This is a genomic window from Cupriavidus sp. 05T41, from assembly GCF_056396525.1.
The window spans coordinates 1-17,746 of the sequence record NZ_JBFTLQ010000119.1 but is presented as its reverse complement, the minus strand read 5'-3'; the positions used below and the strand labels follow the sequence as shown (position 1 = coordinate 17,746).

The following is a 17,746-nucleotide window of genomic DNA, read 5'->3' as shown; positions in this document are numbered from 1 at the left end:
GCCGCGAAGGCCGCCGTGCCCACGCCCGCCGCCGGCACCGCGCCCGCGCCCGCAACTTCGATGGCCAAACYGGCGACGCCCGGCGCCGCGGCGCCGGCCACCACCGCATCGGTCGGCGCGGCCGGGCAGGTGTGGGTCAACAAGACCTCCAAGGTCTACCATTGCGCCGGCTCGCGCTGGTACGGCAAGACCAAGGACGGCGCCTACATGAGCGAGTCGCAGGCCACCGCGCAGGGCTTCCACGCGGATCACGGCAAGGCATGCGGCTGAGGCCGCCGGAGAAATGGCGATGCATCTGATCTGGGTAGTCCTGATTGGCTTCCTGGCCGGCCTGGTGGCGCGCATGCTGACGCCCGGGCGCGGGCCGCGCGGTTTCATCCTGACGTCCGTGCTCGGCATCATCGGTTCGGTTGCCGCGACCTTCCTCGGCCAGGCGCTCGGCTGGTACCGGCCCGGGCAGTCGGCTGGCTTCGTCGGCGCCGTACTGGGCGCGGTGATCCTGCTGGTGCTGTACCACCTGGCGACCAGACGCGACTGACCGTGGCATGAAGCCCGGCAGGCCGTGCGTGCAGAGGCGCGCACGGCGCCGTTGCCTGCGCGCGCCGCGCGCGTTCACGTGGTGGTTCACGTAAGCTGTCCACCTGCCTTCGCGCACTTTCGTGCATTCGTCGCTTCCGACGATGCGTGCCGCGCCGTCATCCCCGAATCTCCATACCACGCCGGACCGGCCGCATCGCGGCCCGCCGGACCTGCGCATCCGCCCCGCCGCATCGCTCGCGCCGGCGCGGATGCTTTCGCAAGAGACAAGACAACGTGGAGACGAGATGAAACTCGATGCATCGGTAACGGCAGTGATCACCGGAGGCGCCTCGGGCCTGGGCGAGGCAACGGCGCGCGCGCTGGCGGCGCAGGGTGTGCGCGTGGCGCTGTTCGACATGAACGCGGAGAAGGGCGAGGCGGTCGCACGCGAACTGGGCGGCGTGTTCTGCCAGGTCAACGTGACGTCGGAGGCCGAKGTCGAAGCCGGCTTCGCCAAGGCGCGCGCCGCGCTGGGGCAGGAACGCATCCTGGTCAACTGCGCGGGCACCGGCGGCGCCATCAAGACGGCATCGCGCTCGAAGGAAGCGCCGGACCAGATCAAGTTCTTCCCCACCGATGCGTTCGAGCGCATCATCCAGATCAACCTGATCGGCTCGTTCCGCTGCCTGACGCGCTCGGCCGCCGGCATGCTCACGCTGGACGCGCGCGACGGCGACCGCGGCGTGATCATCAACACGTCATCCGTGGCCGCGCAGGACGGCCAGATGGGCCAGGCCGCGTATTCCGCCTCCAAGGCCGGCGTGGTCGGCATGACGCTGCCCATCGCGCGCGACCTGTCCGGCGAAGGCATCCGCGTCAACACCATCATGCCCGGCATCTTCAACACGCCGCTGCTGCAGGGCGCGCAGGAACACGTCAAGGCGGCGCTGGCAGCCTCGGTGCCGTTCCCCAAGCGGCTGGGCCAGCCGGAGGAGTTCGCCTCGCTCGCACTGGAGATGTGCCGCAACAGCTATCTCAACGGCGAATCGGTGCGGCTCGACGGTGCCATCCGCATGGCGCCGCGCTGAGCGGGCGCATCCCGCAGAAGCATAGAAGCGCGGAAGCCCKACGCGCGCATGCGGCAAGACCGAGAGAAGGAGATGCYGATGGATTTCAGTTACCTGACCACCCTGCCGCACGCCGTGCGTCATTTCGCGCAGCGGCGGCCAGACGCGGTAGCCTATTCCTTCGAGGGCAGGCTCACCACCTATGCCGAGTTCGACCGGCACACCGACAGCGTGGCCCAGGCGCTGGCGGCCGCCGGCATCGGGCCGGGCGACCGCATCGGCTATGTTGGCAAGAACTGCGACCATTACTTCGAACTGCTGCTGGGCGCGGCCAAGATCGGCGCGGTGATGGCGCCGGCGAGCTGGCGCCTGGCGCCGCCCGAAGTGGGCTTTATCGTCGGCCACGCCGATGCCGTGCTGCTGTTCGTCGGGCCGGAATCGGCGCAGACCATGCGCACGCTGCTGCCTGCGCTGCCGCTGGTGCGCGGCGTKATCGCCATGGAGGGCGGCGAGCCGGACTGGCCGGCCTACCTCGCCTGGCGCGACGCGCATGCGCCGGTGCCACCGGCGCACCGGCCCGCGGCGCATGACGTGGTGCTGCAGCTMTATACCTCCGGCACCACCGGCCGCCCCAAGGGCGCCATGCTGACCMACCGCAACCTMACCGCCGGCACCGAGGCCAGCGAGCGCGAAGACATCACATGGTCGCGCTGGACCGACGACGATGTCTCGCTGGTGGCGATGCCGGTGGCGCATATCGGTGGCTCGGGCTGGGGTTTGCGCAACCTGCTGGCGGGCGCCAAGGGCGTGGTCGCGCGCGAGTTCGATCCCGCCGCGGTGCTGGACTATTTCGAGCGCGAGCGCATCAGCAAGCTGTTCCTGGTACCCGCCGCGATGCAGTTCGTGCTGCGCGACCCGCGTGCGCGCAGCGTCGACTACTCGCGCCTGAAGACGCTGCTCTACGGGGCCGCGCCGATTCCCGCGGCGTTGCTGCGCGAGGGCATCGAAGTCTTCAAGTGCGGCTTCGCCCAGCAGTACGGCATGACGGAGACCACCGGCACCGTGGTGGCGTTGCCGCCCGAAGACCACACCACCGACGACGTGCCGCGCATGCGTGCCGCCGGCAAGCCGCTGCCCGGCGTGGAAGTGGTGGTGGTGGACTGGGAAGGCCGGCGCCTGCCGCCCGGTGAAGTGGGCGAGCTGATGATCCGCTCGCCGCAGAACATGGCAGGCTACTGGAAGCAGCCCGACGAGACCGCGCGCACCATCGATGCCGATGGCTGGCTGCGCACCGGCGACGCCGGCTACCTCGACGCCGAGGGCTATGTCTACATCCACGACCGGGTCAAGGACATGATCATCAGCGGCGGCGAGAACGTCTACCCGGCCGAGGTCGAAAGCGCCATCTACGGCCATCCGCAGGTGGCGGACGTGGCGGTGATCGGCGTGCCCGACGAGAAGTGGGGCGAGGCGGTCAAGGCCATCGTCGTGCCGCGTCCCGGCCAGTCGCCCGACCGCGACAGCATCGTGGCCTGGGCGCGCGAGCGGCTGGCCGGCTTCAAGGTGCCCAAGAGCATCGAGTTCGTCGATGCCTTGCCGCGCAATCCCTCGGGCAAGCTGCTGCGCCGGAAACTGCGCGAGCCGTACTGGGAGGGGTACAGCAGGCGAGTCAACTGAGGCGTCAACTGAAGAGTCAGCTGAAGAGTCAGCTGAAGAGTCAACCGAGCGACGGGGGTGTGACGCTGCGCCCCCGCTTCACGTCATCCTTATGTCACCCGCTTGAAACGTCCGCGGAACACGTTACGTAACGCGTAACGCGAAACGGCCGCGGCAGCCAGGCCGGCAGGCCTGCGGTGCCGGTCCCGGCACCTGCGCCGCAGGCCCCACCKCCTTCCCCCAATGCCTTGCGCCAGGGCCCGGCCCGCACGATGCGCTAGAGTCCCAACACCTGCTTGGCGATGATATTGCGCTGGATCTCGTTGGAGCCGGCGTAGATCGATGCCTTGCGGTAATTGAAGTAGCGCGGCGCCAGCGGCGCGGCATACTCCGGYCCCGCCGCGGGTCCGGCGTCGCGGCCCTGCTGCGCGGCCCAGCCGTCCTRCACGAAGGGCAGCGCGTACGGCCCGGCGGCTTCCACCGCCAGTTCGCTGATGGCCTGGATGGTTTCGGTGCCGACCAGCTTGAGCATGCTGGACGCCGCGCCGATCGAGGTGCCGGACGCCACGCCGGAGAACAGCCGCAGCTCGCTGGCTTCGAGCGCGGCCGCGCGCACGTGGAGTTCGGCCAGCTTGCGGCGGAAGGCGGGATCGTCGAGCAGGCGGCCGCCATCGTCGGCGGCCTCGCTGGCGGCGATGCCGGCCACCTTGGCCAGCTGCTGGCGCAGCATGGGCCCGTAGCTGCCGCCGCGCTCGAACTCGAGCAGGTACTTGGCATAGGTCCAGCCAAGCCCTTCCTCGCCGATGCGGTTCTCCACCGGCACCCGCACGTTCTCGAAGAACACCTGGTTTACTTCCTGCTGGCCGGCCACCGGGCCGTCCAGCGTAGGCAGCGGCGCCACCGTGATGCCCGGCGTRCGCATGTCCACCAGCACGAAGGAGATGCCGTCCTGGCGGCGCGCGTCGCGGCTGGTGCGCACCAGGCAGAACATCCAGTCGGCCCACTGCGCATGCGTGGTCCAGATCTTCGAGCCGTTGAGCAGGTAGTGATCGCCATCGCCGTCGGTGGCGCGGTCGGCGCGCATCTGCAGCGAGGCCAGGTCGGAGCCGGAATTGGGCTCCGAATAGCCCTGGCACCACCAGATGTMCGAGCTGAGGATCGGCGGCAGGAATTTCGCCTTCTGCTCTGGCGTGCCGTATTTCATGATCACCGGCGCCACCATCTTCAGGCCCATCGGCGACACGGTCGGGCAGCCCGCGGCGGCGGTCTCGGCCTGGAACAGGTAGCGCTGGGCGGGAGTCCAGCCGGGCCCGCCGTATTGCTCGGGCCAGTTTGGCGCGGCCCAGCCGCGCGCGTGCAGCTTCTTCTGCCAGCGCACCTGGCCTGCCTTGTCGAGATAGCCGTTCTTGCTGCGCGCCATCAGTGCCTTGAGGCCGTCGTCGTAGGCCTCCGCGATCCAGGCGCGGACCTCGTCGCGGAACTGCAGCTCTTGCGGGGAGAAATCGAGATTCATGGGGTCAGCCTCGGATGGCGTTGGTCAGGCGGCGGCGGGGTGCGCGGGGTACAGCAGGTCGGCGTAGCGGCGCAGGTGGTGATCTGCCGAGCCGAACTGCAGGTCGATGGCCGTGACGCGCTTGAAGTAATGGCCCACCGCGAGTTCCTCGGTCACACCCATGCCGCCGTGGATCTGCACCGCGGCCTGGCCGACCAGCTTGCCGGCCTGCCCGGCATGCGCCTTGGCCGCGCTGGCGGCCAGTGCGCGCCGCTGCGGGTCCGCGCCGGCCTGCATGGCGGCCACMTGGGTCAGCGCGACGGCCTGCTCGAGCTGCACGTACATGTCGGCCATGCGGTGCTGCAGCACCTGGAAGGTGGCGATCGGCACGCCGAACTGCTTGCGCTGGCGCGCGTAGTCCACGGTGTCGCCGAGCATGCGGCTCATGGCGCCGCCGGCTTCGGCGCACAGCGCCACCGCGGCCTCGTCGGACAGGCGCTCGATCAGCGCCAGCGCCTGGCCTTCTGCGCCGAGCAGGGCATCGTCCGGCACGAAGACATTGTCCAGGCGGACCTCGGCGGCGCGCGCTCCGTCCACGGTGGGATAGGCCTGCAGCGCGACCCCCRGCGTGTCGCGGGGGAGCCAGAACAGGCTGATGCCGGCGCGCTCGCGCCGAGTGCCGCCGGTGCGCGCGCTGACCACCAGGTGCGTGGCCCACGGCGCGGCCACCACCACCGCCTTGTGGCCGCTCAGGCGCCAGCCGCCCTGCGCGCGCACGGCGGTACTCTGCACGTCGTGCAGGCAGTAGCGGCTGCGTGGCTCGGCATGCGCCCATGCCACGGTGGCTTCGCCGCCGATGATGGCGGGCAGCCACTGCGCGGCGAGCGCTTCGTTGCCGTGCAGCAAGGCGCCGCCGCCGAGCACCACCGTGGACAGGTAGGGTTCCACCACCAGGTGGCGGCCGAATTGCTCCATCACGATCATGTGCTCGACCGCGCCGCCGCCAAGACCGCCGAAGCGCTCGGGAAAACCCGCGCCCAGCAGGCCAAGCTCCTGCGCCAGCGCCTTCCAGCACGCGGGCCGCCAGCCGGCCGGCGAGCGTACCGCGGCCTGCCTTGCCTCGAAGCCGTAGTGATCGGCCAGGTAGCGCGCGAGCGTGTCGCRCAGCATTGATTGTTCTTCGCTGAATTGGAAATCCACCTTGGGTCCTCGGCGCGGTTGCGGGGTGGCAACCATTATGCGAAGGGCCGCCGCGGTCGCATCGTCGGATGCGACGAATCACCCGCCGCGCGCCGCGCGTTTTTTTGCGGCGCTGCACCAGCGCGCGTTCGTCGCTTCCGACGATGTTCGCGCAAGGCGCCTGTCCCGACAATGGCGCAAGCCATGCCGGCGCCACGCGGTCCCGCTGCGCCAAGCCGGCCATCACGACACTCCAGGAGGGGCAGTCATGCATCCGCATGTTCACGCGCAGCGCTMGCCGGACAAGCCGGCCATCATCATGGCCGGCGGCACCGTGGTCACCTACCGCGAACTCGACGAACGCTCCAACCAGGTGGCGCGGCTGTTCCGCGACCACGGGCTGCAGCCCGGCGACCGGGTCGCCTTCCTGCTGGAGAACCACCCGCGCCTGTTCGAGCTGTGCTGGGGCGCGCAGCGCTCGGGCCTGATCTACGTGTGCATCAGCACCCGCCTCAATGTGGACGACGCGGCGCACATCGTGAACGACAGCGGCGCCAGGATGCTGGTCACCTCGCGCTCGCAGGCCGAGGTCGCGCAGGGACTGGCGGCCAAGGCGCCGGCGCTCGGCACGTGCCTGATGATGGGGGGCACCGCGCCGGGCTTCGCCGCCTACGAGACCACGCTGGCGCAGTATCCCGGCTGGCGCATCGACGACGAATGCGCCGGCACCGACATGCTCTATTCCTCCGGCACCACCGGTCGCCCCAAGGGCGTGTTCACGCCGCCAGCCAGCCAGCAGATCGACGTGGCGGGCTCGCTGGTGCTGATGTGCCAGTCGCTCTACGGCTTCGGCCCCGACATGCGCTACCTCTCGCCCGCGCCGCTGTACCATGCCGCGCCGCTGCGCTACAACATGGCCGTGCAGCAGCTCGGCGGCACCTCGGTGGTGATGGAGCACTTCGATGCCGAGACCTTCCTCGCGCTGCTGGCCCGGCACCGCATCACCCACACCCAGGTCGTGCCGACCATGTTCTCGCGCATGCTCAAGCTGCCCGAGGCCGTGCGCCGCCGCTACGACGTCTCCACGCTGCGCTTCGCCGTGCATGCCGCCGCGCCGTGCCCGGTCGCGGTCAAGGAGCAGATGATCGACTGGTGGGGCCCCATCATCTGGGAGTACTACGCCGGCACCGAGGGCAACGGCTCCACCGCAGTCGGCTCGGCCGACTGGCTCGCCCACAAGGGTACGGTCGGCCGCGCCTCGATCGGCGAACTGCGCATCTGCGAGGACGGCGGCGCGGTGCTGCCGCCGGGCGAGCCCGGCACCATCTATTTCGCCGGCGGGCGCCAGTTCGTCTATCACAACGATCCCGGCAAGACCGCACAGTCGCGCCACCCGGCGCACAGCGACTGGACCACGCTGGGCGACGTGGGCTACGTGGACGAGGAGGGCTTTCTCTACCTGACCGACCGCAAGGCCAACATGATCATCTCCGGCGGCGTCAACATCTACCCGCAGGAGGCGGAGAACCTGCTGATGACCCATCCCAAGGTCATGGACGTGGCGGTGATCGGCGTGCCCAATGAAGACTTCGGCGAGGAGGTCAAGGCGGTGGTGCAGCCGCTGGACATGACGCTGGCCGGGCCGGCGCTGGCCGAGGAGCTGATCGCGTTCTGCCGCGACAACCTGTCGGGCATCAAATGCCCGCGCTCGGTGGATTTCGCCGCGGAGCTGCCGCGCCTGCCCACCGGCAAGCTGGTCAAGCGGCTGCTGCGCGACCGCTACTGGGCCGGGCGGGAGAACAAGCTGGTGTAGATCGCGCCGGAGCCGCCGGCGTTGCCTGACGTTTTTCCCTCCCTCGCCCCCGAGCCCGCTCCCGCAAGCGGGAGAGCGGAGAAATGCACCGGCATGCGCGGCGTMACCGTTGAAGGCGCGCCGGCAGCCTTGCCGGCGTTTACGCCATAATCGGCCGTYCGATCCCTGGCGCATGCGGCGCCAGCAGCCGGCAACCATAAGCCGGAGCGGATCGCGCGGCATCCGCAGCCAGGGTGCCGCCGCCAACAGGAAGACACGGCGAATGGCCACAATCGAGGAGACCAGCGCGGGACAGCAAGGCGCGGCCCGCGCCGCCACACTGGTGGCGAAGCTGCGCCCGCCCATGCTGACCCCGTTTCAGGTGGAGCRCCGCGCCATCTGCGAGGCGGTGTGCGCGGCCGGCTTCGTCAAGCTGGTGCTGGTGCGCGCGCCGGCCGGTTTCGGCAAGACCACCGCCATGCTGCAATGCCGCGCGCGCCTGGATGCCGGCGGCATGGCGACCGCCTGGCTGACGCTGGACCGCGCGGACAACGACGCCACGCGCTTTCTCGGCTCGCTCGAAGCGGCTTTCGAGCAAGTGCTGCGCAAGGCCGGCGCGCCGCAGGCCGCGGCGCTGGCCGCGCCGCTGTCGCCGGGCGAGCATGCGCTCGCGCTGATCGATCGCATGGCCGCGCACGACCGGCCCTTCACGCTGTTCCTGGATGATTTCGAGGCCGTGCAGAACCCTGCCGTGGCGGGGCTGGTGTGGCAGGTGGTGGAACAGCTGCCGCCGGGCGGCCGCCTGGTGATCGGCACGCGCTGGGTGCCGGAGTCCGGCCTGGCCCGGCTGCGCGCGCGCGGCGAGCTGCTGGAGATCGAGCCGGCGCAGCTGCGCTTCACCGCCGAGGAGACCGACGCCTTCCTGCGCGGCGCGCGCGGCCTCTCGCTGCAGCCGGCGGCGGTGTCTACGCTGCACCGGCGCACCGAAGGGTGGGCCACCGCGCTGTGGCTGGCCTCGGTCGCGCTGGAGCGGCGCGGGCCGCCCGATGCCTTCATCGCCGGCTTCTCGGGCTCCAACGCGGCCATCGCCGATTACCTGGTCGAAGACGTCTACCTGCACCTGCCTGAGGCCGTGCGCGCCTTCCTGCTGCGCACCTCCATCCTCGACCAGCTCAGCGGGCCGCTGTGCGACGCCGTGTGCGGCACCACCGACAGCGATGACATCCTGGCCTGGCTGGAGCGCGCCAACMTGTTCGTGATGCCGCTCGACGGCGAGCGCCATGGCGGCAGCGCGGACAGCCCGGCGCAGGCCGGCACGCGCTGGTATCGCTATCACAGCCTGTTCTCCAGCTTCCTGCGCGCGCAGCTCCACCAGGTCATGCCGGCCGAAGTGCCGGCGCTGCAGATGGCGGCTTCGCGCTGGTACGAGGCGCAGGGCCGGCCGGTGCCGGCCATCGAGCATGCGCTGGCTGCCGGCGCCGTGGCCCATGCGCTGCCGCTGCTGGCGGACAGCGTGGACGACCTGCTGGCCCAGGGCCGCATGCGCCTGCTGACGCGCTGGCTGGACGCGGTGCCGCCCGGGGAGATGGCAGCCTGGCCGAAGCTGCAGATCGCGCATGTGTGGGCGCTGTCGTTTACGCGCGGCCCGGCCGATGCCATCGCGCTGCTGCAGACCATCCCGCTGGACGGCGCCGAAGGCGACCTGCGCGCCCATGTGCGCGCGCTGCGCCATATGCTGCTCAACATGATGGACCGCTTCGACGAGGCGCGCGCCTGCAGCCGCGACGACCCGCTGCCGCTGCCCATGGGCTACCCCTTCCCGGACTCCATCCTCGCCACCTCGATGGCGCGCATGGCCGCGGTCATGGGCGACTACCGCGAGGCGCGCCGCCTGCTGGGCCTGGCCCGCCAGGTGGTGCGCGGCTCCGACAGCAATTTCAACAAGATCTTCTCGGAGTCGGTCGAAGGGCTGATCGACCTGCRCCAGGGGCGCCTGCAGCAGGCGCTGGCGCGCTTTCGCATTGCCGCCAGCACCATGCTGCCCAACCGCTACGGGCCCACCAACGGCAACGCCATGGCCTGCATCCTGCTGGCCGAGGCGCTCTACGAKATCAACKACCGCGAGCGCGCCGAGCGCCTGCTCAACGTCTACGTGCCGCTGGCGCGCGACCTCGGCCTGCCGGACCAGATCATCAGCGGCCATACGGTGCTGGCACGCATCGCCTGCGAGCGCGGCGACATCGACGGCGCGCACGAATGGCTGGCCGCGCTCGAACATCTGGGCCACCACCGCGGCCTGCCGCGCCTGGTGCAGGGCGCCATGCTCGAGCGCGCGCGCCTGGCCTTGCTGCAGGGCAACGGCCATGCCGCCGGCGAGGCGATCCAGCACGCCGCGGACCMGGCGCTGTGGCGCAGCCGCCCCGGCGCCGGCGCGGTCAGTTCCTTCGCCAACGATGTGGAAGACGTGGCCATGGGCCGCCTGCGCCTGGCGGCGTTCGCCGAGCCTGCCGCCGCCACCTGCGAAGCCATCGCGGCGGAGCTGGCCGCGGCCGGGCACGCCCAGCTGATGCGGCGCGCGCTCAAGCTGCGCGTACTGCTGGCGCTGGCCTGCCAGCGCTGCGGCGATAGCGCCCGGGCCCAGCAGGTCATGGGCGACGCCCTGCGCTTCGGTGCGGCGGAAGGATTTATCCGGATCTTCGCCGACGAGGGCGCGCCGGCCCGCCGCCTGGCGGCCGACGCCTGCACGCGTGCCGGCATCGCGTTGCCCGCTGCCTATGTGGAGCGGCTGCTGCAAGCTTGCGGCGGTGCGCCCGACGCGGCCGGCACGGCCGATTGCGCCGCCCGGCAGGCCCGCCGCGACCTGCTCGAGCCGCTCACGCCCAAGGAGCAGAAGGTGCTGCAGTTGCTGGCCGAAGGCTTCTCCAACGTCGCCATGGCCGAGCGCCTGTTCGTCTCGGAGACCACGGTGCGCACGCACTTGCGCAATATCAGCGCCAAGCTGCGCGCCAGCAACCGCACGCAGGCGGTGGCCATCGCCCGGCAACTGGGACTGCTGTAGGGCACGCCACGCGCGCGTCGCGCGGCCGGCCCCGGCCGCGCCATAGCACACCGCTGCCACACCGCTGCCACACCGGTGCCACACCCCACTTCGCGGCACGCCACGCCCGTTGCCGCTGCCGTACACTACGTGCCGTCCCCGGCGCGCCGGGGACGTGTCCGGCGCCGAGCCAAGCACCGGATGCAAAGCGCACACGCGCGCCGGGGATGGTCTGCGCACCAGCGGAACGAACGGAATGCAGGCAGGCGGCATCCCTGGTCAATACAAAAAACAACAGACAAGGAGTGAAGGATGTCCCCAGACCTCAGCGCCGACGCGCTCGAAGGGCAGGCCCGCACGCCGTTCCTGTCCAAGGAGCGGATCGTCGCGGCCCCCGGTTTCAATCGCTGGCTGGTGCCGCCCGCGGCATTGGCGATCCACCTGTGCATCGGCATGGCCTACGGCTTCTCGGTGTTCTGGCTGCCGCTGTCGCGCGCCATCGGCATCGCCGAGCCGCTGCGCTGCGGCGCCGATGTCGGTTTCCTGCAGGAACTGTTCGTCACCGGCTGCGACTGGAAGGTCTCCACGCTGGGCTGGATGTACACGCTGTTCTTCGTGCTGCTGGGCAGCTCGGCCGCGATCTGGGGCGGCTGGCTGGAACGCGCCGGCCCGCGCAAGGCCGGCGTGGTCAGCGCGCTGTGCTGGTGCGGCGGCATGCTGATCTCGGCGCTGGGCATCCACCTGCACCAGTTCTGGCTGATGCTGCTGGGGTCGGGCGTGATCGGCGGCATCGGGCTCGGGCTGGGCTATATCTCGCCGGTCAGCACGCTGATCAAATGGTTCCCGGACAAGCGCGGCATGGCCACCGGCATGGCCATCATGGGCTTCGGCGGCGGCGCGATGATCGGCTCCCCGCTGGCGGCCGAGTTGATGGCGAAGTTCGCGTCGCCTGCCAGCGTAGGGGTGGCGCAGACCTTCACCGTGATGGCGGTGGTCTACTTCGTGTTCATGATGGGCGGCGCACTGTCCTACCGCGTGCCGCCTACCGGCTGGACCCCGGCGGGCTGGACCGCGCCCGCCAGCCGTGCGGCCAATGCCATGATCACGGCGCACCATGTGCATGTGAAGCGCGTGTGGGGCATACCGCAGTTCTGGCTGGTCTGGATGGTGCTGTGCATGAACGTGTCGGCCGGCATCGGCGTGATCGGCATGGCCAGTCCCATGCTGCAGGAAGTCTTCGGCGGCAGCCTGATCGGCGTGGCCGGGCGCTTCGGTGAACTCGGCAAGAGCCAGCTGGCCGCCATCGCCGTGGTGGCGGCGGGCTTCACCGCGCTGCTGAGCCTGTTCAATATCGGCGGACGCTTCGTCTGGGCCAGCCTGTCCGACAAGCTCGGCCGCAAGATGACGTATATGGTGTTCTTCGTGCTGGGCGGCCTGCTGTACGCGAGCATCCCCACGCTGGCGGCCAGCGGCCAGAAGCTGCTGTTCGTGGGMGCGGTCTGCGTGATCGTCAGCATGTACGGCGGCGGCTTCGCCACCGTGCCGGCCTACCTGGCCGACCTGTTCGGCACGCAGATGGTCGGCGCCATCCACGGCCGCCTGCTCACCGCTTGGGCCACGGCCGGCATCCTGGGCCCGGTGGTGGTCAACTACATGCGCGACTACCAGCTCGGCCTCGGCCTGCCGCGCGAGCAGGTCTACAACCAGACCATGTACATCCTCGTCGGCATGTTGTTCATCGGCCTGGTGTGCAACCTGCTGGTGCGCCCGGTCAATCCCAAGTACTTCATGACCGAGGCCGAGCTGGCCGAGGAAAAGCGCCTGGCGCATKACCGCGCGCAGGCCGTCACGGGCGGCCCGGTCGCGCGTCCCGGCGGGCAGGCCGGCGGCGGCGTGGCCTGGCTGGCGTGGGCCGCCGTGTGCGTGCCGCTGGCCTGGGGTATCTACCGTACGGCGCTGAGCGTCGCGACGTTCTTMCATTGAACGGAGCCGGCGGCCGCCCGTTCAGGGTGTGCCGCCCGGCAGCAGGGCCACKGCGGTGTCGCGCGGCGCGGCGCTCCGGGGTTTGCCGCCGCCTTCCGCCCCGTGGTCGTTCTCCTCCTCCTCTTCTTCTTCCTCCTCTTCACCATCGTCCGCGTCGATGCCGGTCAGCGCCGGCGGCACGCCCGTGCGCGCGCCCCACGCGTAGATGCACAGGGCGATTGCGGCGACCAGCGCAGTGTCCCAGGGATGGGCGACCACGCCGGTCCCGCCGAAGTCTCCCAGGTACGACGCCAGCATGATCAGCACATAGAAGGCGATCAGCCAGAGCGAGCTGCGCACCTGCTGGCGCAGCCCGACCCGCTGGGTCGGCACGGCACGCCAGCACAGCAGGTAGGCCGCGAACATCGCGATCTGCAGGCCGAGCAGCCACGACACCGTCCCCCAGCCAGACCAGTACACGATTAGCGCCGCGACGATGAAGGAGACCGGCCCCAGCAGCGCCAGGCCCTTGACGCGAAACGGCCGGTGCAGCCCGGGCGCATTGCGCCGCAGMGCGGCCACGGTGACCGGGGCAATGGCGTAGCTGAGCACCAGCGCGGCGGACACCACATTGATCATGGCTTCCCATGAGGGGAACGGCAGCGTCCAGAACACCGACAGCGCGAAGGTCAGCCACAGCGCGGGGCGCGGGATGCCGGAGGCGGCGTCGATGCGTGTGAACAGCTTGAAGAACGTGCCGCCGCGCGCCCAGCCGTACACCACGCGCGGCGTGGCGTTCATGTAGATGTTGCCGGTGCCGCTGGGGGAGATGACCGCATCGGACACCACCAGGACGGCCAGCCAGCCGATGCCGAGCGCCAGCGCGATGTCGTGGTAAGGCAGCGCGAAGGCCTTGCCCATGCCGGCCCAGCCCTGCGCCACGGTGGCGGCCGGCACGCCGCCCAGGAAGGCTAGCTGCAGCAGCACGTAGATCAGCGTGGAAAGCAGGACCGAGAGAATCAGCGCGATGGGGATGGTGCGCTGGGGCGAGCGCACTTCGCTGGCCACCGAGATGATCGGCGTGAGGCCGAGATACGCGAAGATGATGCCGCCCGCGGACACCGCGGCCTGGACGCCGGACAGGCCGAACGGCGCGAAGCCGTGCGCCTGCAGGTTGGCCGGCTCGAAATGCGTGAACAGCACCACGATKACCAGCAKCGGCACCAGGAACTTGAATATGCTGATCACGTTGTTGGCGCGCGCGAAGGTCTTGACGCTGTAGTAGTTGAGCGCGAAGAACAGGCACAGCATCAGCAGTTGTACCGTCCAGCCGGCCAGCGTGGGACTGCTCGACCCCGGCTGGCTCAGCCACGGGAACCACGCGGCGGCATACTGGCGCGCGGCCACCACCTCGATCGCGATCAGGCTGGAGAAGGCGATCAGCGTGATCAGTCCCATCAGGTAGCCCAGCAGCGGGCCGTGCGAGAACACCGGGTAGCGGATGATGCCGCCAGCGCGCGGCAGCGCCGCGCCGAGCTCGCAATAGACGATGCCGAGCAGCAGCACGGCGAAGCCGCCCAGCAGCCAGGAAAGGATGCCKGCGGGGCCGGCGATGGCGGATACATGGCTGGCCGCGAACAGCCAGCCGGAACCGAAGATGGCGCCCAGGCCGATAAACGTGAGATCGGTCAGGGAGAGTTGCCGTTTGAACTTGCCTTGCACTGGGGGCATATGGGCTCCTGTGGCATCGGTAAGAAGGGCCGCCGCGCACGCCGGCCGCGGCGGCGCATGCGGGAAGCCGCCGGCGMTGCCGGCGGTGGCGGCGGTGGCGGATTTCGCGGGTTGCCGCTGCCGCGGCGGCGCTMAGAGCCCCACGTCGGGCAGCGCGGGTCGGGTGGCCAGGGCCAGCCCGACCACGGCTTCGACATGCGCGCGCGCCTCCCCCTGCAGTGCCAGGCGCGGCGGKCGCGTGACGGCGCTGCCGCGGCCGGCCAGCGCCTCGCACAGCTTGATGCATTGCACGAGGTCGGGACGCGCGTCCAGGTGCAGCAGCGGCATGAACCAGCGGTACAGCGCCAGCGCCTCGTCATGGCGCCGCTGCATGGCCAGCCGGAACAGCGTCTCGCCTTCCTTCGGGAACGCATTGGACATGCCGGAGACCCAGCCCTCGGCGCCCACGGCGATGCTCTCGAGCACCACGTCGTCGAGCCCGGCAAACAGCACGAAACGGTCGCCCACGGCGTTGCGCAGATCGGTGAAGCGGCGCGTGTCGCCGGACGAGTCCTTGAAGCAGACGATGTTCTCGCAGTCGGCCAGGGAAACCAGGATGTCGGGCGTGATGTCGCTGCGGTAGGCCAGCGGATTGTTGTAGATCATCACCGGCAGGTCGGTGGCGGTGGCGATGCTGCGCAGGTGCGCCGCCGCTTCGTGCGGCTGGGCGGAGTAGACCAGCGCCGGCATCACCATGACGCCGTCCACGCCGGCCCGTGCCGCCTCGGCCACCATGTCGCGCGCGAAGGCCGTGGTCAGCTCGGCGATGCCCGCGATCACGGGCACGCGCCCCCCCGCGGCGTCCCTGGCGGCCTCCATTACCTCGATCTTCTCGCGCGCGCTCAGCGAGGTGTTCTCGCCCACGGTGCCGCACACCACGAGCCCCGATACACCGTCCTCCACCAGGTTGCACATCACCTTGTGGGTCGCCTCGATATCCAGCGTGCAGTCCGCCTCKAACTGCGTGCTGACGGCGGGGAACACACCGCTCCAGTGCGGCTTGCCGCGGGTTGTCTTGCTGCTCATCGTGTCGTCTCCTGTGGTTGGCATGGGAGCGGCGCCATCAGGGCGCCGCCCGGGAATCAGCACACAGGTTCGCAGTTGCGCGCGCTTCCCGCTTGAGGCTTTTTGCCTGGAAGGCCGACGAAATCGGCACATCGGCATGCCGGCACACCGGCACACCGGCACACCGGCACCGCGTCGCGTCGTCAGCCCGATGCCGCCTGCGGGCGGAACTGCCGCGGCGTCAGGCCGGTATGCGCCTTGAACTGCCGGCTGAAGGCGCTGTGATCGGTGTAGCCGCATTCGAGCGCGATCTCGGTGATCGGCATGCCGGTGGACAGCAGTTCGGAGGCACGTTCCAGGCGCACCTTGTGGATCATCTGCCGCGGCGTCAGGTGGAAGATGCGCTTGCAGTAGCGTTCGAGCTGCGCCGCGGACAGGCCGGCCAGGCTGGTCAGCTCGGACAGCAGGATGGGCCGTGCATAGTGTTCGCGGATATAGGTGTCGACCGCCGCCAGGCGCTGGTAGGCCGGGTGCGCTTCGCGCGCGAGCTGCAGGTCGTGGGAGATKCCGGCCATGCCGATGATGCGCCCGCGCTCGTCGTGCACGGGGTGTTTGTAGGTCATGCACCAGCCCGCCTCGCGCGCGGGATAGAGGTGCAGTTCGAGCTGTCCGGAGATGACGTCACCGGTATCGAGCACGTGCCGGTCCTGCTCCATGTAGCGCTGGCCGAGGTAGGCCGGAAAGACCTCGGCCGAGGTCTTTCCGAGCAGCGGATCGACGCGTTTGAACCCGCAGCGCGTGGCCAGCGTCAGGTTGGCGACCAGGTAGCGCGCGGCCCTGTCCTTGATGAAGAACACCACGTTGGGAATCGCGTTGAGCAGCGGCGTGACCAGCGCGATGGCATCGAGCAGCGCATCCATGTCGCGCGGGCGCTGCCTGGCGTTGCCGGCGCAGATGGCAGCCAGGTGCGCGACGTGGGCGGGCGGCAGGCCGCGCAATCCGTCGTCGCTGCCGTCATGGCCATCCTCGCCGGCCTCATCCCGGCGCGGGGAYGGCACGGGCCGCCAGGATGCGGCGGCAGCGGAACACATCGAAGGGGAGGGCGGGTGGGGCATGTCGTCTCCTGATGGCGCTTGTGGGTCCAACCATAAACCATGCCGTGCGCGCTCAAGGCGCGCTCGGGCCGTCGTCCAGCATCAAGGTGCCGATGCGCGCGGGCGACAGCGGCGGACGCGGCGCGGGCAACGGCCAGCCGAGCAGCACGCGCGCGGCGCTGGCGCAGATGCGGCCCTGGCAGGCGCCCATGCCGCAGCGGCTCTGCATCCTGGCGTGCCATGCATCGGGCTGCGCCCGGATGGCGCCGAGCGGGACGTCCTCGCAGCGGCACACCAGCGTGTCGGCTTGCGCCGCCTGCCTGTGCGCGGGGTCCAGCACGAAGGTCGCCTGCACCAGCGCGGCGAACCCGCGCCAGTACGCGCGCCGCCGGAACAGCTTGCCCGCACGCGTTGCGTCTGCCGCGGAGGCGTGGCCCGCGATGGCGCCTTCSACCAGGGCCAGCTCGCTGCCGCCGATGCCGGTGCATTCGCCGGCGGCGTAGATCCGGTCCATGCTGGTCCGCTGGAGCGCGTCGACCACAATGGCGTCGGAGCCGGGATCGATCTGGCAGCCCAGCAGCGCGGCAAGGCCGGTGTCGGGCACCAGGCCGAAGCCGCATGCCAGGCGGTCGCACGGCAACTCCACGCGCCGGTCGCCCCGGCGCAGGCGCACCGMGCGCAGGCGGTCGTCGCCRAGCGCGGCTTCCACCAGGACGCCCGTGCGGTAGCGGTGGTCCACCAGCATGCCGGCTTGCAGCGCCTTGCCCGGCCAGCGCCAAAGCGCGCTGCCGAAGCGCAGCACGCGCGCCAGCGGCGCCTGCTCGGCGATGCGCACGACCAGCGCGCCATGGCGGCGGGCGGTCGCCGCGGCGGCAAGCAGCAGCGGGCCGCTGCCGGCGATGACGGTGCGCTCGCCCTGCACGGGCATGCCCGCCTTGATCAGCGCCTGCAGGCCGCCGGCGCCAGTGACGCCGGGCAAGGTCCAGCCGGGAAAGGGCAGCAKCAGCTCGCGCGCGCMGCTGCACAGCACGAGGCTGCGGTAATGCAGCCTCGCGGCCGTGTCGGCCTGCTCCACCAGCAGCGTCCCGGGMGCCGGCGCCGCCACGATACGGCTGCCGGCGAACAGCGTGATGCGTGCGTCGGCCGCCAGCGCGCGGCGCCACGCGCGCGCGC

The 17,746-nt window shown here is 70.5% G+C and carries 10 protein-coding genes and 3 pseudogenes; 7 read left to right on the top strand and 6 right to left on the bottom strand.

The features are described 5' to 3' along the window. The 4 genes and pseudogenes from AC1DKV_RS37380 to AC1DKV_RS37365 all read left to right on the top strand — a co-directional run. Positions 1 to 270: pseudogene (locus AC1DKV_RS37380) on the top strand (signal peptide protein); the annotation flags it as partial. Positions 271 to 289: 19 nt separating this feature from the next. Continuing rightward, entirely contained in the window at positions 290 to 538 is a 249-nt protein-coding gene (locus AC1DKV_RS37375) for a GlsB/YeaQ/YmgE family stress response membrane protein (RefSeq protein WP_441621622.1), read from the top strand. A gap of 286 nt (positions 539 to 824) precedes the next feature. Then, positions 825 to 1,607, top strand: coding sequence for an SDR family NAD(P)-dependent oxidoreductase (locus AC1DKV_RS37370; protein WP_477139410.1), 783 nt, complete (start codon positions 825 to 827; stop codon positions 1,605 to 1,607). A 78-nt stretch (positions 1,608 to 1,685) separates the two neighbouring features. Continuing rightward, the gene (locus AC1DKV_RS37365; RefSeq protein ID WP_477139409.1) at positions 1,686 to 3,263 is read left to right on the top strand and encodes a fatty acid--CoA ligase; all 1,578 of its coding nucleotides are present in this window, start codon (positions 1,686 to 1,688) and stop codon (positions 3,261 to 3,263) included. A 256-nt stretch (positions 3,264 to 3,519) separates the two neighbouring features. On the opposite strand, the gene AC1DKV_RS37360 is transcribed toward AC1DKV_RS37365, so the two are convergent. Next, positions 3,520 to 4,755 (bottom strand): acyl-CoA dehydrogenase family protein, encoded by a 1,236-nt coding sequence (locus AC1DKV_RS37360; protein WP_477139408.1) that lies wholly within the window; start codon positions 4,753 to 4,755, stop codon positions 3,520 to 3,522. Between the two features lie 24 nt (positions 4,756 to 4,779). Next, positions 4,780 to 5,934, bottom strand: coding sequence for an acyl-CoA dehydrogenase family protein (locus tag AC1DKV_RS37355; protein WP_477139407.1), 1,155 nt, complete (start codon positions 5,932 to 5,934; stop codon positions 4,780 to 4,782). Positions 5,935 to 6,181: 247 nt separating this feature from the next. On the opposite strand from AC1DKV_RS37355, the gene AC1DKV_RS37350 reads away from it, so the two are divergent. The 3 genes from AC1DKV_RS37350 (at position 6,182) to AC1DKV_RS37340 (ending at position 12,725) form a co-directional block, all read left to right on the top strand. Continuing rightward, positions 6,182 to 7,726, top strand: a complete 1,545-nt coding sequence (locus AC1DKV_RS37350; RefSeq protein ID WP_477139406.1) for an AMP-binding protein — start codon at positions 6,182 to 6,184, stop codon at positions 7,724 to 7,726. A gap of 262 nt (positions 7,727 to 7,988) precedes the next feature. Continuing rightward, positions 7,989 to 10,763 (top strand): winged helix-turn-helix domain-containing protein, encoded by a 2,775-nt coding sequence (locus AC1DKV_RS37345; protein WP_477139405.1) that lies wholly within the window; start codon positions 7,989 to 7,991, stop codon positions 10,761 to 10,763. A gap of 291 nt (positions 10,764 to 11,054) precedes the next feature. Then, positions 11,055 to 12,725: an OFA family MFS transporter gene (locus AC1DKV_RS37340; protein ID WP_477139404.1), complete on the top strand. Its 1,671-nt coding sequence runs from the start codon at positions 11,055 to 11,057 to the stop codon at positions 12,723 to 12,725. Positions 12,726 to 12,869: 144 nt separating this feature from the next. Here the strand turns inward: AC1DKV_RS37340 and AC1DKV_RS37335 are convergent. From AC1DKV_RS37335 to AC1DKV_RS37320, 4 genes and pseudogenes are all read right to left on the bottom strand, one after another. Then, a pseudogene (locus AC1DKV_RS37335) lies at positions 12,870 to 14,435 on the bottom strand (APC family permease); the annotation flags it as partial. 135 nt (positions 14,436 to 14,570) lie between these two features. Continuing rightward, a pseudogene (locus AC1DKV_RS37330) lies at positions 14,571 to 15,500 on the bottom strand (dihydrodipicolinate synthase family protein); the annotation flags it as partial. A gap of 182 nt (positions 15,501 to 15,682) precedes the next feature. After that, positions 15,683 to 16,594, bottom strand: a complete 912-nt coding sequence (locus AC1DKV_RS37325; protein WP_441650488.1) for a helix-turn-helix transcriptional regulator — start codon at positions 16,592 to 16,594, stop codon at positions 15,683 to 15,685. A gap of 52 nt (positions 16,595 to 16,646) precedes the next feature. Beyond that, a partial coding sequence (locus AC1DKV_RS37320) for an FAD-dependent oxidoreductase (protein ID WP_477139403.1) occupies positions 16,647 to 17,746 on the bottom strand: 1,100 nt, incomplete at its 5' end.